This window comes from Pseudomonas sp. RIT-PI-r, from assembly GCF_001297015.1.
Taxonomy (GTDB): Bacteria; Pseudomonadota; Gammaproteobacteria; order Pseudomonadales; family Pseudomonadaceae; genus Aquipseudomonas.
Map to the genome: position 1 here is coordinate 12,896 of NZ_LIGE01000011.1, position 22,836 is coordinate 35,731.

Consider the following 22,836-nt stretch of genomic DNA (forward strand, 5'->3'; position numbering starts at 1 on the left):
GACGGGCTTATATGTGCGTTCTTATTAGAAGTTTGCACATCTATACTCCAAAAACAGTCCGACAACCAATTCGTGACACACGCCTCATCTCAAGGCGAACCCTTCGCCTTGGCTCCTACGATAAAAACAAGTTTCGGAGACCAGCATGAACGCATCGCTTACGCCCAACGAAACCACGCTGCAGAAGGTCAAGCTGCTGATCGACGGCGAATGGGTCGAATCGCAGACCACCGAATGGCACGACATCGTCAACCCGGCGACCCAGCAAGTGCTGGCGAAAGTCCCGTTCGCCACCGCCGCTGAAGTCGACGCCGCCGTCAGCGCCGCCCAGCGTGCGTTCCAGACCTGGAAACTGACCCCGATCGGTGCGCGAATGCGCATCATGCTCAAGCTGCAAGCGCTGATCCGCGAACACTCCAAACGCATCGCTATCGTCCTGAGTGCCGAGCAAGGCAAAACTATTGCTGACGCCGAGGGCGACATTTTCCGTGGGCTGGAAGTGGTCGAGCACGCGTGCTCCATCGGCACGCTGCAGATGGGCGAGTTCGCCGAGAACGTCGCCGGCGGTGTTGATACCTACACCTTGCGCCAGCCGATCGGCGTGTGCGCCGGCATCACCCCGTTTAACTTCCCGGCGATGATTCCGCTGTGGATGTTCCCGATGGCGATTGCCTGCGGCAACACTTTCGTCCTGAAACCTTCGGAACAGGATCCGCTGTCGACCATGTTGCTGGTGGAACTGGCAGTCGAGGCGGGCGTTCCGGCGGGCGTGTTGAACGTGGTTCACGGCGGCAAAGACGTGGTCGATGGCCTGTGCACGCACAAGGACATCAAAGCAGTGTCGTTCGTCGGTTCGACGGCGGTCGGCACTCACGTTTACGATTTGGCGGGTAAACACGGCAAACGCGTGCAATCGATGATGGGCGCGAAGAACCACGCTGTGGTGCTGGCCGATGCCAATCGCGAGCAAGCGCTGAATGCCTTGGTCGGTGCCGGTTTCGGTGCGGCCGGGCAACGTTGCATGGCCACCTCGGTGGTGGTGCTGGTTGGCGCGGCGAAACAATGGTTGCCGGATCTGAAGGCGCTGGCGCAGAAACTCACCGTCAACGCCGGCAACGAGCCGGGCACCGATGTCGGCCCGGTGATCTCGAAGAAAGCCAAGGCGCGAATTCTCGACCTGATCGAAAGCGGCATCAAGGAAGGCGCCAAGCTGGAACTGGACGGTCGTGACATCAAGGTGCCGGGCTACGAGCAAGGCAACTTTGTCGGCCCGACCCTGTTCTCGGGCGTGACCACCGACATGCAGATCTACACCCAGGAAATCTTCGGCCCGGTGCTGGTGGTGCTGGAAGTCGACACCCTCGATCAGGCCATCGCCCTGGTCAACGCCAACCCGTTCGGCAACGGCACCGGCCTGTTCACCCAGAGCGGTGCGGCGGCACGCAAATTCCAGACCGAAATCGACGTCGGCCAGGTCGGCATCAACATCCCGATTCCGGTGCCGGTGCCGTTCTTCAGCTTCACCGGTTCGCGCGGTTCGAAACTCGGCGACCTCGGCCCGTACGGCAAGCAAGTGGGGCAGTTCTACACGCAGACCAAAACGGTCACGGCACGCTGGTTCGATGACGACAGCGTCAAAGACGGCGTGAACACAACCATCAATCTGCGCTGAGGAATCGGCCATGAAAATCGCATTTATCGGTCTGGGCAACATGGGCGCGCCGATGGCGCGCAACCTGATCAAGGCTGGCCATTCGCTGAACCTGGTCGACCTGAACAAAACCGTGCTGGCGGAACTCGAGCAACTGGGCGGCAGCATTCGCGCTTCGGCGCGTGAGGCGGCCGAGGATGCCGAACTGGTGATCACCATGCTCCCGGCGGCTGTGCATGTGCGTAGCGTCTGGCTGGGTGAGGACGGTGTGCTCGCGGGCATCGGCAAAGGCGTGCCGGCGGTGGATTGCAGCACGATTGATCCGCAAACGGCTCGCGATGTGGCTGTCGCTGCGGCCAGACAAGGCGTGGCGATGGCTGACGCACCGGTCTCTGGCGGCACCGGCGGTGCGACCGCCGGCACGCTGGCCCTCATGGGCGGCGCCCCCCCGGAACTGTTCGCCACCCTGCAACCGGTGCTCGCGCAGATGGGCCGCAACATCGTGCATTGCGGTGAGGTCGGCACCGGGCAGATCGCCAAGATCTGCAACAACCTGCTGCTGGCGATCTCGATGGTCGGCGTCAGCGAGGCGATGGCGCTGGGCGATGCACTGGGGATCGATACGTCGGTGCTGGCCGGAATCATCAACAGCTCGACCGGGCGCTGCTGGAGTTCGGAGATGTACAACCCGTGGCCGGGGATTGTCGAAACGGCGCCGGCATCGCGCGGCTATACCGGTGGATTCGGTGCGGAATTGATGCTCAAGGATTTGGGTTTGGCGACGGAAGCGGCGCGTCAGGCGCATCAGCCGGTGGTGCTCGGCGCGGTGGCGCAACAGCTTTATCAGGCGATGAGTCAGCGTGGGGATGGCGGGAAGGATTTCTCGGCGATCATCAACAGCTATCGCAAGCCTGCAATAGAAGGGCAGCGTTGAACAAACTGTGGAGCGAGCCTGCTCTCGATGACGGCGGTAACTTCAACGCGGAGGTGACTGACCGTGCGCTTTCGCGAGCAGGCTCGCTCCCACAGGAGGATTGCGTATATCAGACATTGTTTGCCGGGAAATCACGTCGGGTGATCTCCCGGCTTTTTTGCATCAGGCAAACACGAAATACTTGCGCACGGTCTCGACCACTTCCCAGGTACCTTTCATCCCCGGCTCAATCACAAAGATGTCGCCAGCGCGCAAGTGAATCGGCGCCATGCCGTCCGGCGTGATCACGCAGTAGCCTTCCTGGAAATGGCAATACTCCCACTTCACATATTCCACGCGCCACTTGCCGGGTGTGCAGATCCACGTGCCCATGATCTTGTTGCCGTCTTCGCTGGTGTAGGCGTTGAGATTGACGGTGTGCGGGTCGCCTTCGAGTTTTTCCCACTTGCAGGCGTCGAGTACCGGAAGAGGATGGGTGTCACGCAGAACGGTGATGGGGGCGGACATGAAGGCTCCAGGCAAATGACGGATTGAACCGCCAACTTAGCGTCTGCTGAAACGGCCGGGATGTCTGAGGTCGACCTCCTGATGCCTGTGAGCGCTGAGCAGCAACACTCTCGTAACATCGAGCGTTGCACCATTGCCGTGCATATATGACGGTTTTAATACAGTCATGCCCCATAAAAGTTCAATGAATTTTTAGACTAAAACGAGATAACCGTTCTGACACCTATTGCAAAACAAAATCGTCTGTACTATAACATTCGTACTAAAGGACATTCCCACCCAGATGGAGTTACACCTGAGTCACGGACAGACTTGAATTGGTTTTTTCTCACGCAGACGACTGACTTGGCCATTGGCGCAAGCGTTGACTTCTACCTGTCGTTAATGAGCACTGGTAGTTGAATGGAACATTCAGTTAATAGTTGCGCGGACGCAATGTCCTGCGTGCTTTGCGTGAGCTTTAAATAAACAATTAACGATTAGTTCGCATCGATTGACTGCGTGCGCGGGATATCTTTGTGCGTCAAATCACTTGTGCTTGGCATCATGGAATGAGGCTGGATTGTGGACGACGTAAACGTAATTGAAGTTTCGACGACAGTGGACAGTGGCAGCGTACTTGGCCGCCATGTCTGGGTGCGCGCTGGCACTCGTCTACAAAATGTCCAGGTCGGTGATGACTGTTTTATCGGTTTTCGCTGCGATGTGCAGTTTGCCGCAATCGGCACTTCCAGCATGTTGGCCACGGGTGTGCACTGCATGGGCACCGCGCAGGCGCCGATCCGGATTGCCGAGAACGTCTGGCTGGGTGCCAAGGTTACTGTTAACGAGGGAGTCAGCATTGGTGCAGGCGCAGTGATCGCCGCCGGTGCGCTGGTCACGGCAGATGTGCCGGCTGACGCCATCATGGTGGGGCGCCCGGCGCGCTTCATCGGCTGGCGCTCGGTGGTCGAGGATGGCCGCCCAAGCCCGGAACAGGTGCTGGCAAAAGTCCGTGAAAGAGCTCGCTCGGGCTTGCCGTCGATGCTTGATCGCTCAACGCAATCGGTGGCCAGGCTGAAATCGTTGAACCCTGAAACCGCTACGTGGGAGATCAGCGACGAAGCGTTGATCGACGCGGAATTACGCGGTGGTGCGTCGGTGGAAATCGCCCACGATTGCATTCTGATCGGGCGCAGCAGCCGTCAGGGCGGGATGTCGCAACTGGGCGGTATCGAACTCGGCACGGGTGTCCGGCTCGGTGAAGGCGTGGTCATCGAAGCCGCTGGCGGCGTATCGATCGGCGCGTTCAGCGAGGTGGCGGCGGGCGTCACGATTGTGGCTTCAACTCACGATCATTCATTTCGCTCGTTGCCTTGGGAAGAGGCTCCCGTACGGATAGGAAGTCGTTGCGTCATCGGTGAGGGCGCGCTCTTGGTTGGTCCACTGAGTGTTGGTGATGGTGCGGTTATAAAACCACACTCGGTGGTTATAAGGGATGTATTGGAAAACACTGTGGTTCATGGCGTTGTTCAACTAATGGAGATTCAAGAATGATTTTGTTTGCCCCAAATCCGACAGGTTCCGGTCATAACATGCGTGCGCTTTCCATCGCTCAGGCGATAAAAAAGCAAAGCCCGAATATGCCGCTGACTGTGGCGCTGGCTTCTTTGCAGCCGACATTCACGCCGCTGTTCGAACAGTCCGGTATTGAAGTGGTAGATATTGCCGGTCGCCTGGTTGATTACTCGAAAAAGAGTAACTTGTCGAAAGAACTCGACTGGGCCAATTATATCGGCGGTTATATCGCCAATACCTTTTTGTCCGGTGAGCGAATTCTTTCCTACCTGGCGCTGATCGCCGAATACAAACCGACCGTGCTGGTCTCGGACTACAACATGGCGGCCTGTCTGGCGGCGATTTTCAGCGGTACGCCGCTGGTGTTCGTCACCGAACGCTATGACTTCACCCTCTGCCAGCTGGAAGACCATGACCTGGCCGACGGCGGTTTCGAGGTCAATGCGCTGGAAATGGCCCGGGCCCGCACCGCACTGCACAGCCAGTTCAACTGGATGATCAACCAGAGCCAATTGGTGCTGACTGACAAGCCGTACGTGGCTTCTCTGGATCACGGCACGCCGGTCGCCGAAGCGCTGCTCAGCGGCAAGGCGCACTTTGTCGGGCCGATGATTCGCGACATCAATGTGCAGAGCGGCCTGAACGTGCGCGAGCAACTGAACCTTGGCGATTCGCCGTTCATTGTCGCGTCGATCAGCGGCACCACTATGTTTGCGCAAAACAAGGATGCGCTGCTCGCCGCTTATCTCGACAGCTTCCGGATCCTGCGTGAACGCAATCCGGAACTGAAACTGGTGCTGTTGGGGCGTCAGGATATCCAGGCGCAGGACGGTGTGGTTTGCGTGCCGTATTACCCGGACTGGATGGGCCTGCTGCGCGAGGCCGAACTGCTGATTTCGGCTCCGGGATGGATCACCGTGACGGAAATCGCCGCATTGCATATTCCGACCCTGTTCGTGCTGCCATCGAAGTCGGAATACCACGAACTTGAAGCGTTGCGCCGCCTGGAACTGCTCGGTTTCCCGACTCACCTGGGGCACGACCGTGACCGTATCGTCGAACTGGTGCAAAACGAACTGGAGAAAGACACCCGGTCGCCGGCGTACTACGCGCCCCATCGACAAGTGGCGGCACCGGACGGCGAAGGCGCGGTACGCGCGGCGACCCGTATCATCGAATTGTGCAACGGCACGGTTGTGCCGCTGACCGAAAGCAAAGCGGCTTAACCTCACGGAAGAGGGATTCACCATGGCGCTGCATCCGCAGTTTCAATTTGATCAAGGCCTCATGGACATCGAATTCGGTGGTTTTTTTGCCGTCACCGATGCCAGTGGGAAAGTCGCGATTTCCAGCGACAAGCAGTTGCAGGATCAGATCGACGCAACGCTTTATCAGGCCGAACACGGCGACGACGCGCAACTGCGTTTCGCCCATGCCGGGCTGATGCGATTGCATGACGTCGCGAACGCAGGTTTTCACGAACTTGCCGATCGCTACTGGACGCCACATGGTTCGGGCCGTTGCAGAACACTGGCAGTGCAACTGGATGCGCTGGCAGCATTGATTGCCTATCAGCGCCGGGTGCCGGAGGACGCCAGCAACCGTGGGGTGATTGCCGCCATGCTCGAGCGAGTCGAAGCGCTCTACGCCAGATCCACAGTCGCCGGGTTATATACCAGCGACTGGTCGACGCCGCTGGAGCTTGCGACATCGATCGACCTCGACATCAGCGCCACGGCCCTGCTGGCGCGTATCGACAACGAGCCTTTGGGCCTCGGTCTGGTCGGGCATTTGCAGGTCCACGCGGAAAATCTGATCGCCCGCGTGGCGGGCAGCGATAGCGAGTCTTGCGTCGACGTCGCGCTGAGCCGTTGTGCGGTACGGGCGCAAGTCAGCCTGGTGCTGGCGCGTCTGGCCAGTGTGCGTGACGACAACGCGCTGGCCAATCTGGCGCGCTCGTTTCTGTTGCAGACTCTGGCGCTGTTCCGCGACCCGGCCTATGGCGGTTATTGGGATCGAGTCGGCATCAACGGCAAGGTTCGCTGCGACTGGCACACCTCCTACAAGCATCATGAGTCGCCATTTCCGATCAAAACGGCGTATGACGTGGCGTTGCTGTTGCAGGTGATCCAGGCATTGCCGGGAGGCGCGAGCGAAAGTGATCGAGCGTCGGTGACGGCCGCGCTGCTGGAGTTTCACGACACCTGCAACGGTGGGCTGTTCATGGGCAAAGGCTATTTCTGGTCAACGCCCGATGACCCGACCGTGCCGTTCATTCGCCAGTTCTGGGCACCGCCGCGTCAGCCGGGGATCTTCAGTATCGGCAACCTGACGTACTTGCCGCTGCACTTGAAGAGTCTGAAAACCCAACTCGCTGCGGCGCATGCCTTGCAATCCATTGCGCCGGTTACCGTTGCACAAGCGCACGACAATGCCGATCGGGTGAGCCGCGAGCTGGAGGTGATCGATGGCGGCGGCGACGTGCAGGACATTCACCCGCGCGGCGTGCCGTCGATCAATGTCGATCTGCAACGTTATCTCGCGTGGCTGGCCAAGGCCCGGGCGTCCAATCAGACACCTTACGGGTTGACCGCCGAAACCACACCGCTGGGCTTTCGCGCTGACAAGACCTGGCAGGTGTTTTCCGGTCTGCATGTGATCTCCGATCTGCATGCATTGGGTCTGCAGATTGAAAACAAGGCGAGCCTGATCGATTGCATTCAGGCCTCGCAAAATATCGACGGTGGTTTTGCCGAACAGCCCGGGCACCTCAGTGATGTCTTCGCCACGTACTGTGCGGTGTTGTCGCTTCGCGTGCTGGGTGCCTTGCCGGCCGATGCGCAGGCATGTGTCGGCTATCTGCAAGCGTGCCAGAACGCCGATGGCGGGTTCGGCGACGTGGCGGGTTTCGGCTCCGATATCTGGCACACCAACCTTGCCGTGTTGTCGCTGCATGCGCTCGGCGCCAAGGCTACGGATGAGCAAGCGGTGATGGCGTTCGCCTTGCGCTGCCGCTCGGTTGACGGCGGATTCGGCAACAAGCCGGGTTATCCACCGGATGCGTTTTCGGTGTATCGCGTGGTGTCCACGCTGTTCATTCTCAACCGGCGCATCGTCGATGCACGGCAGACCGTGGCATGGCTGCAAAGCCTGCAACTGGAAAACGGCTCGTTCCACTATCGGCCAGGCAAGGCAGTCAGTCTGGTGGGTACTTACATGGCGATTGCGGCGATGTACCTGCTCGATGCTCAGCCGACGCATTTACAGGCGTCGAAGGACTGGATCGCGGCTCACCAGAAACAGGACGGTGGTTTCGGCCCGCTCAACTCGACCTCGGCGACCACCGACGAAAGCTTCGTCTGCATCCAGACGCTGCTGATTCTTGAGCAAGGCCTGTCGCAATACTGGGTGGCATTACTGAACTGACCCGTCCCTGAAGGCGGGCAGCATCGAAGGACTGTGAATCATCATTTTGCCAGGGGAGGCGCTGATGAAAATTTTAGTGACAGGGGGCGCGGGCTTTATCGGCTCGGCAGTGGTGCGGTTTCTGCTCAATGAAACTGACTGCGAAGTGATCAATCTCGACAAATTGACTTACGCCGGCAATCTGGAATCGCTGGCTGAGGTCGCGGACTCACCGCGCTACCGTTTCTGCCAGGTGGATATTTGCGACAGGCCGGCGCTGGACGAAATCTTCATGCGCCTGCAGCCGGATGCGGTGATGCATCTGGCGGCCGAATCCCATGTGGATCGTTCGATCGATGGCCCTCAGGCTTTCATCGAAACCAACATCGTCGGCACTTACACCCTGCTCGAAGCCGCGCGCGGTTATTGGAACCGTCTGGACGCTGAGCGCCAGCAGGCGTTCCGCTTCCACCATATTTCCACCGACGAGGTGTATGGCGATCTGGAGCCTGAAGATCCGGCGTTTACCGAAACGACCGCCTATGCGCCCAGCTCACCTTACTCGGCGACCAAGGCCGGTTCGGATCACCTCGTGCGGGCCTGGCACCGCACGTTCGGGCTGCCGGTGGTGATGAGCAATTGCTCGAACAACTACGGGCCTTATCACTTCCCGGAAAAACTCATTCCGCACGTCATTCTCAATGCTCTGCAAGGCAAGCCGCTACCGGTGTACGGCGACGGTGCGCAGATCCGCGACTGGCTGTTTGTCGAGGATCACGCCCGGGCGCTGTACGCGGTGGTCAGCAATGGTGAAGTGGGGCAGACCTACAACATCGGTGGTCACAACGAGAAAACCAATCTCGAAGTGGTGCACACCTTGTGCGATCTGCTTGAAGCACGTGGGGCGCAGAAGCCGGCCGGGGTCGCGCATTTCCGCGACCTGATCACCTTCGTCAAGGATCGTCCGGGCCACGACAAGCGCTATGCCGTCGATGCCGGCAAGATCCACGCGCAGTTGGGCTGGACGCCGCAGGAAACCTTCGAAAGCGGCATGAAAAAAACCGTCGGCTGGTACCTCGACAATCGCGCCTGGTGGATTCGCGTGATGTCCGGCGCCTATGCCCTGGAGCGCCTCGGCGACCACCTGCAAGAAGCCCGCGTGGCTTGAAATCAACCCCCGTTCAATGACGCCGGCTGGCGTCAGTCATTTATTGCTGAAAAGGAAACAGGCATGGCCAAGTACAAGGGAATTCTGTTGGCGGGCGGCGCTGGCTCGCGGTTGCACCCAATCACTCTGGGCGTATCGAAACAGTCGCTGCCGGTGTATGACAAACCGATGATCTACTATCCGCTGTCGGTGCTGATGCTGGCGGAAATTCGCGAGATCCTGATCATCTCCACGCCCGAAGATCTGCCGGGCTTCCAGCGCATGCTCGGTGACGGCAGCCAATTGGGCCTGAGCCTGAGTTATGCCGTGCAGCCGAGCCCGGACGGCCTGGCGCAGGCGTTCATCATCGGTCGCGAGTTTGTCGGCGATGACAACGTCTGCCTGGTGCTCGGCGACAACATTTTCTATGGCGCCGGTTTCGGCGAAACGCTGTTGCAGGCCGCGACCCGCGAAGAGGGCGCGACCGTGTTCGGCTACTACGTGGCGGATCCGGAACGCTTTGGCGTGGTGGAATTCGACGCCAGCGGCAAGGCCCTGAGCATCTGCGAAAAACCGAGCGAGCCGAAGTCCAACTTCGCCGTCACCGGCCTGTATTTCTACGACAACGAAGTGCTGCGCATTGCCGCCGAGATCCAGCCGTCACCACGCGGCGAACTGGAAATTACCGACGTCAACAATGTTTACCTGCAACGCGGACAGTTGAACGTTTCGGTGATGGGCCGCGGCATGGCCTGGCTGGATACGGGGACTCACGACGCGTTGATGGAAGCGGGCAATTTTGTCCAGGCCATCGAGAAACGTCAGGGTCTGAAAATCGCTTGCCTGGAAGAGATTGCCTACAACAAGGGCTGGATCGATGACGCGCAGTTGCTGGTGCTGGCGGGCAGCATGAGCAAGACCGGTTACGGTCAGTATCTGGCACGACTGATCAACGATGACGTGCTGACGGTGCTGGATGCCCAGCGCTCGTTGAAGGGCGCGGCCTGATTGGTCAGCAGCGTCAGGTGGAGCGAGTTTGCCGACGAAGCGCTCGGAGGGGCGAACACCCCGCACGGGCGCTTTCGCGAGCACGCCCGCTTTCTGCGGTTTTAGTGGCCGGGACGCTGTCCGCTTGCGCGGTATTGGCGTTCGGGCGTTGATCGACAGACGGCATCTGCAGCGATTGCAGATGTGCCAGGCGATTGGCGTGGGTCGGTGCTTCGGCGGCGAGCGGCGAGCGGCGTTTGCGGGTTTCTTCACGCAGCACCGGCAGCACTTCCTTGCCGAACATGTCGAGTTGTTCCAGCACGGTTTTCAACGGAATACCGCCATGGTCGAACAGAAAGAGCTGGCGCTGATAGTCGCCGAAGTACTCGCGGAAAGTCAGCGTCTTGTCGATGATTTCCTGCGGGCTGCCAACGGCCAGCGGGGTCATCTCCATGAACTCTTCCAGGGATGGACCGTGGCCATACACCGGCGCGTTGTCGAAGTACGGACGGAACTCGCGGCGGGCATCCTGAGAATTGCGGCGCATGAAAATGTGCCCGCCGAGACCGACGATGGCTTGCTCCGGCGTGCCATGCCCGTAGTGGGCGAAACGCGCCCGATAGAACTCGACCAGAGCCATGAAATGTTCACGCGGCCAGAGGATGTGGCTGGCGAAAAAACCGTCACCGTAATACGCCGCTTGTTCGGCGATTTCCGGGGTGCGGATCGAGCCATGCCAGACGAAGGGCGGCAGGTCGTCCAGCGGACGGGGAATGGACGTGAAGTTTTTCAACGGGGTGCGAAAACGTCCGCTCCAGTTGATGTCTTCTTCGCGCCAGAGCCGATGCAGCAAGCGATAGTTTTCCATCGCCAGCGGCAGTCCGTCGCTGATGCTTTTGCCGAACCATGGATAGACCGGTGCGGTGTTGCCGCGCCCGAGCATCAAGTCCATGCGCCCGCCGCAGAGGTTTTGCAGCAGCGAATATTCTTCGGCCAGGCGTACCGGGTCGTTGGTGCTGATGAGGGTGGTGGACGTCGACAGAATGATGCGCTGGGTTTTCGCGGCAATGTAGGCCAGCAGCGTGGTGGGAGAGGAGGTGATGAACGGTGGGTTGTGATGCTCGCCGGTGGCGAAAACATCCAGACCGATGTCTTCGGCTTTCTGCGCAATTTGCAGGGTCGCCTGGATGCGTTCCGATTCGCTGGGGGTACGGGCGTTGGTAGGGTCTTGCGTGACGTCGCCAACGGTGTAGATCCCGAATTGCATAAAGCCTCCTTGCCTTGGGTAAAGGTTTGTTTGAAACCCTGCCGCGAAGGTTAAATCTTCGAGGCACTTGAAATGTACGCCTGTACACGTACAATCGCAATCGTGGATCATCGTTCGAACGGATTTCGAAGACCTCATCTAGACGGGAGCGCAACATGGAACTGGGATTTATCGGGTTGGGTACGATGGGCGCACCGATGGTGCTGAACCTGCTGAAAGCCGGACATCGGGTGCGCGTCTGGAACCGTTCGGCGGCGCCGTTACAGGCGTTGGTTGCTGCCGGTGCCGAAGCCGTCGACAGCCCGGCGCTCGCGGCTCGCGCCGAGGTGCTGATCTCAATGCTCGGTGACGATGCGGCGATTCGTGCGGTGTTTCTGAATGCCCGCGCCATCGACGGTCTGGCGCCCGGCAGCGTTCACGTCAACATGTCCACAGTGTCTGTCGCCCTGGCCCGGGAAATGGCAGCTTTGCACACGGCGTGCGGTGTCGGTTATGTGTCGGCACCGGTGTTGGGTCGGGTGGACGTCGCGGCGGCTGGCAACCTGAATATCCTCGCTTCCGGGGCCGCTGATGCACTGGCGCGGGTACAGCCATTGTTTGACGTGCTGGGACGCAAGACCTGGCCGTTCGGCGCAGACGCTGAAAGCGCTTGCGTGGCCAAACTCTCGGCCAATCTGATGATTGCCGCCGCGATCGAAGCGACCGCTGAGGCTTCGACCCTGGCCAATGGTTATGGGATCAGCCGCGCGGATTTCATCGAGATGATCACCTCGACGCTGTTCGCGGTTCCGGTCTATCAGGGCTACGGCAAACTGATGGTCGACAAACAGTTCGAGCCTGCCGGATTCAAACTGTCGCTGGGGCTCAAGGATGTACGCCTGGCGCTGGAGGCCGGCGAGGCTGCGCAGGTGCCACTGCCGTTTGCCAGTGTGTTGAAGGATAACCTGCTCGATGGCATGGCCCATGGTCAGGCCGATCAGGACTGGGCATCACTTTCAGAGGTCAGTGCCCGACGCGCCGGCTCCAGGTAACAAATTAACTGTACAGACCGTAACTTGCGTGCAAGTTCGGCTGACACTTTGCGCCTGGAATTATTGTCGGACAGTTATTGGTTTTTTACTGAAATATGCAAGAAGTCTGATAATAACGCTTGTCAATGTACGACTGTAGACGTACATTTTTATCGGGGTTTAACAACAATAAAATTCTGTCTGTTTTTTCATCTGCTGACCCTTAATAAATAATAGCTAGGAGCCGTTATGAAGAATCTAATGCAATGGAACAGCCTTCCCTCCGAATCCAGTGAATGGCTTGAGAAGGTGCGTGCACTGAGTCCGCTGATCGTTCAGCACCGAGATTACAGCGAGCAGACGAACGCGACGCACAAGGATGTGATGTCTCAATTTTTCAAGGAAGGTTTTGGCCGCACTTCGGTGTCCAGGGCGTTCGGCGGATCACAGGTCGATATCCAGACCACGTCCGCCCTGTTGCTCGAATTTGCCCGTCACGACGCTTCGCTGTCCTGGCAGCTGGCGGTGCAGGTGGCCATGGGCCGACTCTCCGACTACTTGCCGGAAAGCACTTCTGAGGCTATCTACAATCACTGCGACGGCTTTGTCATCGGTGCTATTCACTCCGGTGGCGAAGCGCTGCCGATGGGTGACGATTACTTGCTCAGTGGCCGTTGGGCGTTCGCCAGCGGTTCGGCGCATGCCGACTGGCTGGTCTGCACCGCCACCGTCAAAGGCACCGAAAACAACACTACGCCAGAAGTGCGCATGTTCTTCGTGCCGGCCAGCCAATGCAAAATCCTCCCGACCTGGGACACCCTCGGCATGCGCGGCACCGGCAGCCATCACTTCGAATGCTCGCAGGTGCTGGTCAACAAGGCCTTCTCCCTGAACACCGAAAGCCTCAAGCAATCCCCTGAGGCACGCAGTTCGCGTGCCTACGCCACCGGTTATTACGAGTTCGGCACGCTGGCGGCGATGTCCACCGTGTTGGGCGTGGCTCGGGCCGCAGTCGATCACTTCCGTAACGACCGCGCCGTCAATGCCGATCCAGGTTTGGAAGGGGTAATTTTCGAGAAAACCGGCCGGGCGATCTCTTCGGTGCACACCGCCCAGTTGCTGCTCGAAGACGCGATTCACCAAGTGATCAATCGCGGTGAAACCTTCGGTGAACCGGTCAGCGCACGGGTCGGGCTGGCGGCTTCGGTACTTACCGAAAATTCGGTGAGCGCGGTCAATCAGATCTTTTCGATGGCCGGTTCGAAGGCGGTTTACAAGTCGCACTTCCTGGAACGCTGCTTCCGCGACATTCATACCGGTTCGAAGCACTTCACGTTGTCGCCTTTGAACTTGCACGGTATCGGTAAATATTATCTGGATAAAACCAATGCGCTGGCAGCGGCTTGACAGGTAACTAACAAAACAGGCGCGTTACACGTGAATTGCCACAGGGATATATAGCGCGCCTGTTTTGTGCAACAACCTTTATTTTCTTAATAACTGAACTTTTGTGCTCGCAATAAAGAGTCAAGGGAGTGCCATATGCTTGCCCGAAATATCATTAAATCGATTGTTTTTGTTTTACTTGTGCTGATCTTTTCCGCTGCTCTTGGCTGGCGCTTCTGGGCGCCACCGCAAGCCGCTGCCGACCAGCGCATTCCGAGTACTCGGGTCGGTCTGGCCGTGGCCAAAAAACAACCGTACACCTACTACCTCGAAGCGATCGGCAAACTGGAAGCGCAGCGTCAGGTGCTGGTCTCGGCCGAAGTCAGCGGCAAAGTGGTGGACATCGATTTCGAGTCCGGCGATCAAGTGGCGGCAGGGCAGGTGTTGCTCAAACTCAATGACGCGCCGGAGCAGGGCGAACTGGTACGTCTCAAAGGCGAGTTCGAATCGGCCAAGGCTCAATTCGTCCGAGTTCAGGAGCTGGCCAAAAGCGGCGCAGAAAGCCGTCGTGCTTTCGACAGTGCCCGGGCGCAATTCGACGCAGCCAAAGGCGACATGGAACGGATGCAGGCACAGATTGCCCAGCGTCATATCCGTGCGCCATTTGCCGGCACCCTCGGTATTCGCCAGGCGCACTTGGGTCAATATCTGCAGGCTGGCAGTGCGGTAGCAACGCTGACGGATCCCGGCGTGTTGCGAGTCAACTTCACCCTCGCCGAGCGCGATGGCTCGCAAGTGCAACTGGGGCAGACGGTGCAGGCCAAGGTCGATGCCTGGGCGGACCAGACGTTTGCCGGGAAGATTGTTGCGGTCGATCCACAGATCAATCAGTCCCACACCATCAATGTGCAAGCGGTCATCACCGATACCAAAAAACTTCTGCGTCCAGGCATGTATGCACGGGTCTCGGTGACATTGCCGCAGACCGCCGAATTGCTCATTCCGGAAACCGCCATCACTTACAACGCCTATGGCGAGAGTGTGTTCTCGGTCTACACCGACGAAGCCGGTGTGCAAAAGGTCAAGCGTGAAAGCATCAAGGTCGGCGAGCGTCGCGATGGTTGGGCGGTGGTCGACAAAGGCTTGAGCGACGGCGCGCAGGTGGTGACTTCAGGGCAATTGAAACTGCATGACGGCGTCGCTGTGGAAGGTATCCCGGACACGATCGCTCTCAAACTCAGCGGGCTGGAAAAATGAATTTCACCGACCTCTTTCTTCGCCGGCCGGTGCTGGCCGTGGTGGTCAGCACACTGATCCTGTTGTTCGGTGTGCGTGCGCTGATGAACCTGCCGGTCCGCCAGTATCCGATGCTGGAAACGTCGACCATCACGGTCACGACCCAATACCCGGGTGCTTCCTCGGAGCTGATGCAGGGCTTCGTCACGCAGCCGATCAGCCAGGCGGTGGCCTCGGTCGAGGGCATCGATTATCTGTCTTCGGCTTCGACTCAGGGCCGCAGCCAGGTAACGATCCGCATGGCGCTCAACAGTGATTCCATCGCGGCGCTGACCGAGGTCATGGCCAAGGTCAACCAGATCAAATATCGCTTGCCCAAGGACGCCTACGATCCGGTGGTCGAGCGCACTTCGGGTGGTTTCACCAGTGTTGCTTACGTGGCGTTTGCCAGTTCCAACCTGACCATTCCAGAAATGTCGGACTACATTTCCCGCGTCGTCGAACCGATGTTCGCCGGCATCGAAGGTGTGGCCAAGATCAACATCATGGGCGAGCAGAAACTCTCCATGCGCCTGTGGCTGGACCCGCAACGCCTGGCCGCATATGGCATGACCGGACAGGACGTTTCGACCGCTATCGAGGGCAACAACTTCCAGGCTGCACCCGGCCAGGTCAAAGGCTTGTATGTGGTCAGCAACCTGCGGGTCAACACGGACCTGAACAGCGTGGAAGACTTCCGCGACATGGTGCTGCGCAACGATAACGGCCACATCATTCGTGTGCGCGATGTCGGCACGGTCGAGCTGAATGCGGCGTCTACCGATACCAGCGGCGCGATGAGCGATGTACCGGCGCTGTTCCTCGGTCTCGATGCAGCGCCCACCGGCAACCCGCTGGTGATCGTCAAGCGTGTGCGCGAATTGCTGCCACAGATCCAGGAAACCCTGCCACCGGGCGTGACCGTACAGATTCCTTTCGAAGTGGCGCACTTCATTCAGTCGTCGATCGATGAGGTGTCTTACACGCTGCTCGAAGCGCTGGTGATCGTGGTGCTGGTGATCTACCTCTGCCTGGGCACGTTCCGCACGGTATTGATTCCGCTGGTGACGATTCCATTGTCGATGCTTGGCGCGGCGATGCTCATGCAGATGTTCGGTTTCAGCCTCAATCTGCTGACCCTGCTCGCCATGGTTCTGGCCATCGGGCTGGTGGTGGACGACGCCATCGTTGTGGTCGAAAACGTCCACCGGCATATCGAGGAGGGCAAGACTCCGTTTGATGCGGCGTTGATCGGTGCGCGGGAAGTGGCCGGGCCGGTGGTGGCGATGACCTTCACCCTGGCGGCGGTGTACGCCCCGATCGGTTTGATGGGCGGCCTGACCGGCACACTGTTCAAGGAATTCGCACTGACCCTGGCTGGCGCCGTGGTGATTTCCGGCATCGTCGCGCTGACCTTGTCGCCGATCATGAGCACGCGTTTGCTGGATGCGAAAACCAGTGAAGGGTTCATGGCGGTCAAGGCCGATCGCTTCTTCCAGAACCTGTCGCGTCGTTATGGCGTATTGCTCGGCGGTTCGCTGGCGAAGCGCTGGATCAGTCTGACCGTGGCGTTGGTGATCTTCTTCAGCCTGCCGTTCCTCTATCGCTCGGCGCAGACCGAACTGGCGCCGCTGGAAGACCAGAACATTCTGCTGACCGCGATCAAGGCGCCACAGCACGCCAACCTCAACTACCTGGAGGCCTACGCGCACAAGCTCTACGAGACTTTCAACGAAATTCCCGAGGGCTACAGCAACTGGGTGGCCAACGGTACGGACGGCCTGTCCAACAGCGTCGGCGGGATCAACCTCGTGGATTGGGAAAAACGTGGCCGCGATGCCAATACCATTCAGCCGGATTTGCAGGCTCGGGTGAACCAGATCGAAGGCACGAGCATTTTCGTCTTCCAGATGCCGCCTCTGCCGGGCTCCACCGGTGGCTTGCCGGTGCAGATGGTGATCCGCAGCGATCAGGATTACCTGGCGCTGTTCAACGTGATGGATCAGCTCAAGAAAGCGGCGCAGGCCAGCGGTCTGTTCGCGGTGGTCGACAGTGATCTGGACTTCAACAACCCAGTGGTGGAGATTCAGGTCGATCGCGCCAAGGCGAACGCCCTGGGCATCCGCATGCAGGACATCGGCGAGACGCTGAACAGTCTGATCGGCGAGAAGTACGTCAACCGGTTCTCTTTCCACGGTCGTTCGTACGATGTGATTCCACAATCGATCTCTTCGGACCGCCTGACCCCGGAAACCCTGAAGCTCTATTACGTCAAGGACCAGAAGGGCAATCCGGTGCCGTTGTCGACGCTGGCAACCCTCAGCGTCAAGGTCGAGCCGAATCGCCTGACCCAGTTCAATCAACAGAACTCCGCGACGTTCCAGGCCATTCCGGCACCGGGCGTGACGCTGGGGGCTGCGGTGGAGTTCCTGCAAAAACAATCGGAAAGTTTTCCCGCCGGTTTCAGCTTCGACTGGCAGTCCGACGCGCGCCAATACGTGCAGGAAGGCAACAGCCTGGCGTTCACCTTCGGCCTGGCCCTGGTGATCATCTACCTGGTGCTGAGCGTGCAGTACGAGAGCTTCCGCGACCCGTTCATCATCCTCATCAGCGTGCCGCTGTCGATCTGTGGCGCATTGGTGCCGCTGGCGCTGGGCATGACTTCGATGAACATCTACACGCAGATCGGTTTGATCACGCTGATCGGCTTGATCAGCAAGCACGGGATTCTGATGGTCGCGTTTGCCAACGAACTGCAACGCAAGGAGGGAATGGACCGTGTGCAAGCCATTCAGCACGCCGCGCAAGTACGACTGCGGCCGATCCTGATGACCACTGCGGCGATGGTGGTCGGTCTGGCGCCGTTGCTGTTTGCCAGTGGTGCCGGCGCCAACAGCCGTTTCGGCCTGGGCCTGGTGATCGTGGTGGGGATGCTCATCGGTACGTTGTTCACCCTGTTCATTCTGCCGTCGGTCTACACCTTGCTGAGCTCGATCAAACAGCCGGCCAGCGTCCCTGAAACCGCTTTGGCCAGTGCGCCGCAAACCACCTTCTGAGGACGTTTTCATGTATCGGATTACACGCTTCATGCTGGCGCCTCTGGCGGTATCCATCCTGTTGTCGGCGGGTTGTGTGAACTACGCCGGGATCAATCACCAAGGCAAACTGTTGTCTCTTGGTGACGCGCCTTCCGACAGCCTCAAAGACACCTTGCCGCCGGCCGCATGGCCGAGCAGCGACTGGTGGGCATCGTTGGGTGATCCACGCCTCGGCGCGCTGATCGAGGAGGCTTATGCGAGCAACCCGGATTTGCAGGAAGTCACGGCGCGGGTGGCCAAGGCCAATGCGTTTCTCGACTTGCGCGACGCCGAACGCTACCCGCAGATGGACGCGGCGGCCGGTGTCACGCGGGGTCGCCTGTCGAAGTTCGAGGACTACAGCGGCGAGGGGCACCAGTACTTCACCGCGCGCAACCTGGCGGTCAATTTCAACTACACCTTCGACCTCTGGGGCGGCCAGCGTGCCGCCTGGGAGTCGGCGCTCAACAGCGCGATGGCCGCGGAAGTCGATCTGCAATCGTCGCGCCTGATTCTGACGGTCAATGTGGTCAAGGCCTACAACCAGTTGGCGTATGCCTGGCAGGTGTCGGAGCTCAATCGCCGCGATCTGGAGCGACTGAGCAAACTGGTCGAGCTGACCGATTCACGCTATGGCTCGGGGCTCGATAACCTGTCGCAACTCAAGCAGGTGCAGAGTCTCAAGGCGCGTTCGGAGTCGACACTGATCGGCGCCAACGAGGACATCGAAATCGCCCGGTTGCAGTTGTCGGCGCTGATCGGCAAAGGCGTTGATCGTGCGCACACCATTGAACGCCCGGCGAGTCTGCAAGCCAGCGTCGTGGCGTTGCCCGCGCAATTGCCGGCGCAACTGCTCGGGCGCCGTCCGGACATCGTTGCGGCGCGCTGGCGCGTCGAAGCCGAAAACAAAAACATCGACGCGGTGAAGACCACGTTCTATCCCAACATCAATCTGGTCGCGGCTGCAGGCTCGCACGCGCTGACCGGGGACGCGCTGTTCGCCGGCGTCAGCAAGTTCTGGAACGTTGCGCCAACGGTGACGCTGCCGATCTTCGATGCCGGGCGCCTGCGCTCCGACCTCAAGGCTGGCAATGCACAGCTGGACAGTTCAATTGCACAGTACAACCGCGTGCTGAGTTCGGCCCTGCACGAAGTGGCGATTTCGGTGACACAACTGCGCTCATTCGAACAGCAGATTGTCGTGCAGCGTGATGCCTGCACGATTGCCCAGTCGTCTTACGATCTGTCGCAGTCGCGCTACAAGGCCGGGGAGGATACGTTCCTCGATGCGCTAAACATCGAGCAACAATTGATTCAGGACGAGATGCGCCTGGCGTTCCTCAACAGCAAGCACATCGACAGCTCGATTTCCTTGATGGCAGCGCTGGGCGGCGGGTTCCAGGAGCCGCCGCTGCAGGGCGAGAAGAGCGCTGGACTGTAGTTTCGGACGTGCCGTAGCCACCGGGACGGCTGTCGCGGGAGAAGGGCTTGTTGTGTATAGTCTTACTGTTCTCGTATAGACGAATTCAAGCAAGTTTTCTCCCGCCTATATCATCAAAGGTACCTACCTATGAACGTCCCGAATCACCCCAATCAGGATCAGATTCTTCTTGAAAATGTTCTGTCTGCATTGGGCAGCCCATTGCGTCTGACCGTGTTGAAAGTGTTGGCCGATGGCCAGGAACATCCTTGCGGCCGGATTCTTCGAGGCGCATCGAAGTCGACCATGACTCACCACTGGCGAGTGCTGCGTGACAGCGGTCTGATTTGGCAACGGCCTTTCGGTCGGGAAAACCTGCTGTCGCTGCGTCGCGAAGACATGGACGTGCGGTTTCCCGGCCTGCTCGATTCGCTGCTCACAGCGGTCAAGTTCGATGAGCAGACCGTTGATGTGATCAGCAAGCACGAAGTGACCGAAGACAGCAGTACAGAGTGACAACGACAACGCGACGCTGAAGGACCCGTTCTTCAGCGTCAGCAACGGATTGACGATCAACAGGGAGGTTGAGTGCAGTTATGGATACGAGTCATTACTGGTCGTCGCGACCACTGGCGCAATTGACCGGCGCGGAGCATCACTGGCTGTTTCTGCCGGGCGCACTGACACCGCGCTTGAAAGCCATGGGCGCCTACTCCATCGAAGTCGTCGAGCAGTTCCAGGGCGTGCTCAACCCGGATGAGGCGCACGCCTTGGACGTGCCCGCGCAGAGCACGGGCTGGGTGCGTGAAGTGGTGATGAAGCTGGATGGCGAGGCGTGCGTCACGGCGCGCAGCCTGACCAGCATGCCTGCGTTGAACAGCGACTGGGCAGAGTTGAATAACTACGGCGGACGCCCACTGGCCGAGATTCTCTACGCTTCGGAGCAGACCCTGCGCGAGCCGTTCCAGTGTGCCTTGTTATCCCCCGGTGCGCCGTTGGCGGCACTGTCCCATCGCTTTGCGCCACAGGCCAAACGCCTGTTGGCGCGGCGCTCGCGATTTACCCGCAATGGCTCGCCGCTGCTGGTCAGTGAGTGCTTTTTGCCCGCGTTCTGGGCCCGTATCGAGTATGCCTCGGGTCTGAAATCCGCGTCATGAGTTGAAGCCTTGCGGGAGCACGCTCCCGCAAGATCACAGCCGAATCACCGCTTCAATCTGACTGATCGCCGGGCTCAACGCCTGCGCCAGTTGTTGCGCTTTGAAGGTCGGGTGCATGGTTCGCGACGAACGCAGAAACAACGGATCATCGAAGCGCTTGCGCAGACGCGCGAGCGATCCACTGATGGCGGGTTGTTTGACGTTCAGGCGCTCGGCAGTGCGCGAAACGCTGCGCTCACGAAACAACACCAGAAAGGTGATGATCAGGTTCAGGTCGATATCCGCGAAGTTGTCTTCATTGAATAGCATGGGCACTTCCCTGTTTTGACCGTCAGGCCGACGTGCAGCGCTGGCGCACGTCGGCCCGCAGGCGCATTCACTGATCCGGGGCCAGGCGCAATTCGTCGTTCAGACGGTAATAATTGCGATTGAAGTAGACGAGGCCTTCCGTGGCTTCGCTGTGCTGCAGTTCGAGAATTTCACAGTAAAAGATGCTGTGAGTGCCAACCTCGTCGATCTTGGCGACGCGACAATCAAGGCTGACCAACGCCTCGGCAATCACCGGCGAACCGGTCACCAGCGTCTGGCAGTTGACGCTGGAAAAGCGCTCCTGCATGGTCAACTGCCGGTTGGCGAACGCCCCGGAAGTCGATTGATGGCCACCGGTCAGCACGTTCACGCACAGTACGCCGTTGGTTTTGAAATGCTCGTGATTGGACGACGAGCGATTGACACACACCAGCAGCGTTGGCGGCGAATCCGTCACGCTGCACACCGCCGACGCGGTAAACCCGAAACGCCCGGCAGGGCCGTCGGTTGTGACGATGGTGACAGCACTCCCCAGCATCGCCATTGCATTACGAAACTCCGTTGAATCAACCACAGCGTCACCTCATTCCATGTAGGTCATTGGGAGCCGATCCGTTCTTCCTTGTCCGTTGTCGTTGTGCGAAAACGGTATCGGGCAACACGTTCGCTCTGGCGATATAGTACGTATGTATACGTACCTTGCAAGCTATTCCTTGTGCTTATTTTGCAGAAATACTGGCTCGTGTGATCAACCGGCAATGCGCGCCCTTCAAGCATCAGACAAGGTGTCCAGCAGAGCTCTGGCATAACTTGGCAATGCGCTGAATTCGCGGGCGCACAAGAGCAATTTACGCCGCGCCCAAGGCTCGTTCAGCGCCAGGCTTTTGCAGGTTGGCAAGGGCGCGCGCTCGAGCGCCGCCAACGGCACGATGGCGATGCCCGCGCCCGACGCGACCATACGCATCACGCCATCGAAACCGTCGGCGCGAATCCGAATCTGCATCCGTGCGCCCGCGTGCAATGCCTGTTCCTCCAGGTACACCGCCAACGCGCTGTCGGCGCGCAACCCGACAAAGTCGTGGCGCAAGGTGTCGCTGAAACTGACCTCGCTCAAGCCGGACAGAGGATGTTCGAGTGGCAGGATCAGCACCAGTGGATCGTCGCGGAACGCCCGGGTTTGCAAATCGCTGGTGTCGACCGCGTCGGACACGATGCCGATGTCGGCGGCACCCTGGCGCAACGCATGAGTGATACGTGCGCTGGGCAGTTCCTGCAGATCAATGTCGAGATTGGCATGGCGCTGCAGGAATTCGGCGAGCACTTCCGGCAGGTACTCGGTGATCGCCGTGGTATTGCACAACAGGCGCCCCTGGCCTTTGACGCCTTGCGCGTAATCCGCCAGATCCTGCTGCATGCGCTCGGCCTGTTGCAGGAGCACGCGGGCGTGTTGCGCCAGCGCCTTGCCGACCGGTGTCGGGGTGACGCCCCGACGACCACGCTCGAGGAAGTCGATGCCGAGCGAGGCTTCCATGGCGCGGATTCTGGCACTGGCAGCGGCGAGCGATAAATGGCTGCGAGCAGCGCCGGCGGTAATGTTGCCGGGGTCGAGGATGTGCAGGTAGAGGCGCAGGTCGGGGAGGTCGAAGGGCATGTCGGCAGCCGGTTTTGGGGGGATTAAGCCGGCCCCATCGCGAGCAGGCTCACTCCTACAGGTTTTGTGTTCGCCACAGATCTAATGTAGGAGTGA

19 protein-coding genes are annotated in these 22,836 nt (G+C 59.4%); 14 read left to right on the forward strand and 5 right to left on the reverse strand.

Features of this window, described 5'->3' with window-relative positions:
• Positions 1-145 precede the first annotated feature (145 nt).
• Both AK821_RS01495 and mmsB read left to right on the forward strand, forming a co-directional pair.
• Positions 146-1,672: a CoA-acylating methylmalonate-semialdehyde dehydrogenase gene (locus AK821_RS01495; protein ID WP_064387821.1), complete on the forward strand. Its 1,527-nt coding sequence runs from the start codon at positions 146-148 to the stop codon at positions 1,670-1,672.
• A gap of 10 nt (positions 1,673-1,682) precedes the next feature.
• Positions 1,683-2,585, forward strand: a complete 903-nt coding sequence (gene mmsB, locus AK821_RS01500) for a 3-hydroxyisobutyrate dehydrogenase (RefSeq protein ID WP_064387822.1) — start codon at positions 1,683-1,685, stop codon at positions 2,583-2,585.
• 162 nt (positions 2,586-2,747) lie between these two features.
• On the opposite strand, the gene AK821_RS01505 is transcribed toward mmsB, so the two are convergent.
• Entirely contained in the window at positions 2,748-3,092 is a 345-nt protein-coding gene (locus AK821_RS01505; protein WP_064387823.1) for a cupin domain-containing protein, read from the reverse strand.
• 564 nt (positions 3,093-3,656) lie between these two features.
• Here AK821_RS01505 and AK821_RS01510 point away from each other — a divergent pair.
• The 5 genes from AK821_RS01510 (at position 3,657) to rfbA (ending at position 10,209) form a co-directional block, all read left to right on the forward strand.
• Positions 3,657-4,628, forward strand: coding sequence for an acyltransferase (locus tag AK821_RS01510; protein ID WP_064387824.1), 972 nt, complete (start codon positions 3,657-3,659; stop codon positions 4,626-4,628).
• Positions 4,629-4,666: 38 nt separating this feature from the next.
• Positions 4,667-5,875, forward strand: a complete 1,209-nt coding sequence (locus tag AK821_RS01515; RefSeq protein ID WP_224790783.1) for a hypothetical protein — start codon at positions 4,667-4,669, stop codon at positions 5,873-5,875.
• A gap of 22 nt (positions 5,876-5,897) precedes the next feature.
• Positions 5,898-8,075, forward strand: coding sequence for a prenyltransferase/squalene oxidase repeat-containing protein (locus AK821_RS01520; protein ID WP_064387826.1), 2,178 nt, complete (start codon positions 5,898-5,900; stop codon positions 8,073-8,075).
• A 64-nt stretch (positions 8,076-8,139) separates the two neighbouring features.
• Positions 8,140-9,222, forward strand: coding sequence for a dTDP-glucose 4,6-dehydratase (gene rfbB, locus AK821_RS01525; protein WP_064387827.1), 1,083 nt, complete (start codon positions 8,140-8,142; stop codon positions 9,220-9,222).
• Positions 9,223-9,285: 63 nt separating this feature from the next.
• Positions 9,286-10,209, forward strand: a complete 924-nt coding sequence (gene rfbA, locus AK821_RS01530) for a glucose-1-phosphate thymidylyltransferase RfbA (RefSeq protein WP_008083352.1) — start codon at positions 9,286-9,288, stop codon at positions 10,207-10,209.
• A gap of 13 nt (positions 10,210-10,222) precedes the next feature.
• Here rfbA and AK821_RS01535 read toward each other — a convergent pair whose 3' ends face one another.
• Positions 10,223-11,455, reverse strand: coding sequence for an LLM class flavin-dependent oxidoreductase (locus AK821_RS01535; protein ID WP_236708290.1), 1,233 nt, complete (start codon positions 11,453-11,455; stop codon positions 10,223-10,225).
• A gap of 122 nt (positions 11,456-11,577) precedes the next feature.
• On the opposite strand from AK821_RS01535, the gene AK821_RS01540 reads away from it, so the two are divergent.
• The 7 genes from AK821_RS01540 to AK821_RS01570 all read left to right on the forward strand — a co-directional run bounded on the left by AK821_RS01540 (position 11,578) and on the right by AK821_RS01570 (position 20,780).
• Entirely contained in the window at positions 11,578-12,486 is a 909-nt protein-coding gene (locus AK821_RS01540; RefSeq protein ID WP_269084678.1) for an NAD(P)-dependent oxidoreductase, read from the forward strand.
• Between the two features lie 228 nt (positions 12,487-12,714).
• Positions 12,715-13,872, forward strand: a complete 1,158-nt coding sequence (locus tag AK821_RS01545) for an oxidoreductase (protein ID WP_064387829.1) — start codon at positions 12,715-12,717, stop codon at positions 13,870-13,872.
• Positions 13,873-14,007: 135 nt separating this feature from the next.
• Positions 14,008-15,108, forward strand: a complete 1,101-nt coding sequence (locus tag AK821_RS01550) for an efflux RND transporter periplasmic adaptor subunit (RefSeq protein ID WP_064387830.1) — start codon at positions 14,008-14,010, stop codon at positions 15,106-15,108.
• A complete protein-coding gene (locus AK821_RS01555) occupies positions 15,105-18,182 on the forward strand; it encodes a MexW/MexI family multidrug efflux RND transporter permease subunit (protein WP_064387831.1) in 3,078 nt (1,025 codons plus the stop codon). Before AK821_RS01550 ends, AK821_RS01555 begins: the two co-directional genes overlap by 4 nt.
• 10 nt (positions 18,183-18,192) lie before the next feature.
• A complete protein-coding gene (locus tag AK821_RS01560; RefSeq protein ID WP_064387832.1) occupies positions 18,193-19,644 on the forward strand; it encodes an efflux transporter outer membrane subunit in 1,452 nt (483 codons plus the stop codon).
• 129 nt (positions 19,645-19,773) lie between these two features.
• Positions 19,774-20,139 (forward strand): ArsR/SmtB family transcription factor, encoded by a 366-nt coding sequence (locus AK821_RS01565; protein WP_064387833.1) that lies wholly within the window; start codon positions 19,774-19,776, stop codon positions 20,137-20,139.
• Between the two features lie 80 nt (positions 20,140-20,219).
• Positions 20,220-20,780 carry a chorismate--pyruvate lyase family protein gene (locus AK821_RS01570; protein WP_064387834.1) on the forward strand — a complete coding sequence of 187 codons (561 nt, stop codon included), beginning with the start codon at positions 20,220-20,222 and terminating at the stop codon, positions 20,778-20,780.
• Between the two features lie 33 nt (positions 20,781-20,813).
• On the opposite strand, the gene AK821_RS01575 is transcribed toward AK821_RS01570, so the two are convergent.
• The 3 genes from AK821_RS01575 to AK821_RS01585 all read right to left on the reverse strand — a co-directional run bounded on the left by AK821_RS01575 (position 20,814) and on the right by AK821_RS01585 (position 22,740).
• A complete protein-coding gene (locus AK821_RS01575) occupies positions 20,814-21,089 on the reverse strand; it encodes a LysR family transcriptional regulator (RefSeq protein WP_064387835.1) in 276 nt (91 codons plus the stop codon).
• Positions 21,090-21,156: 67 nt separating this feature from the next.
• Positions 21,157-21,663: a flavin reductase gene (locus AK821_RS01580; RefSeq protein ID WP_045123182.1), complete on the reverse strand. Its 507-nt coding sequence runs from the start codon at positions 21,661-21,663 to the stop codon at positions 21,157-21,159.
• 195 nt (positions 21,664-21,858) lie between these two features.
• A complete protein-coding gene (locus AK821_RS01585; RefSeq protein WP_064387836.1) occupies positions 21,859-22,740 on the reverse strand; it encodes a LysR family transcriptional regulator in 882 nt (293 codons plus the stop codon).
• Between the last annotated feature and the right edge of the window lie 96 nt (positions 22,741-22,836).

Coding starts and splice junctions, on each gene's coding strand:
- AK821_RS01560 (WP_064387832.1), top strand. CDS start 18,193: ATGTATCGGATTACACGCTTCATGCTGGCGCCTCTGGCGGTATCCATC.
- AK821_RS01550 (WP_064387830.1), top strand. CDS start 14,008: ATGCTTGCCCGAAATATCATTAAATCGATTGTTTTTGTTTTACTTGTG.
- AK821_RS01575 (WP_064387835.1), bottom strand. CDS start 21,089: ATGCTATTCAATGAAGACAACTTCGCGGATATCGACCTGAACCTGATC.
- AK821_RS01535 (WP_236708290.1), bottom strand. CDS start 11,455: ATGCAATTCGGGATCTACACCGTTGGCGACGTCACGCAAGACCCTACC.
- mmsB (WP_064387822.1), top strand. CDS start 1,683: ATGAAAATCGCATTTATCGGTCTGGGCAACATGGGCGCGCCGATGGCG.
- rfbA (WP_008083352.1), top strand. CDS start 9,286: ATGGCCAAGTACAAGGGAATTCTGTTGGCGGGCGGCGCTGGCTCGCGG.
- AK821_RS01495 (WP_064387821.1), top strand. CDS start 146: ATGAACGCATCGCTTACGCCCAACGAAACCACGCTGCAGAAGGTCAAG.
- AK821_RS01545 (WP_064387829.1), top strand. CDS start 12,715: ATGAAGAATCTAATGCAATGGAACAGCCTTCCCTCCGAATCCAGTGAA.
- rfbB (WP_064387827.1), top strand. CDS start 8,140: ATGAAAATTTTAGTGACAGGGGGCGCGGGCTTTATCGGCTCGGCAGTG.
- AK821_RS01520 (WP_064387826.1), top strand. CDS start 5,898: ATGGCGCTGCATCCGCAGTTTCAATTTGATCAAGGCCTCATGGACATC.
- AK821_RS01505 (WP_064387823.1), bottom strand. CDS start 3,092: ATGTCCGCCCCCATCACCGTTCTGCGTGACACCCATCCTCTTCCGGTA.
- AK821_RS01555 (WP_064387831.1), top strand. CDS start 15,105: ATGAATTTCACCGACCTCTTTCTTCGCCGGCCGGTGCTGGCCGTGGTG.
- AK821_RS01565 (WP_064387833.1), top strand. CDS start 19,774: ATGAACGTCCCGAATCACCCCAATCAGGATCAGATTCTTCTTGAAAAT.
- AK821_RS01515 (WP_224790783.1), top strand. CDS start 4,667: ATGCGTGCGCTTTCCATCGCTCAGGCGATAAAAAAGCAAAGCCCGAAT.
- AK821_RS01570 (WP_064387834.1), top strand. CDS start 20,220: ATGGATACGAGTCATTACTGGTCGTCGCGACCACTGGCGCAATTGACC.
- AK821_RS01585 (WP_064387836.1), bottom strand. CDS start 22,740: ATGCCCTTCGACCTCCCCGACCTGCGCCTCTACCTGCACATCCTCGAC.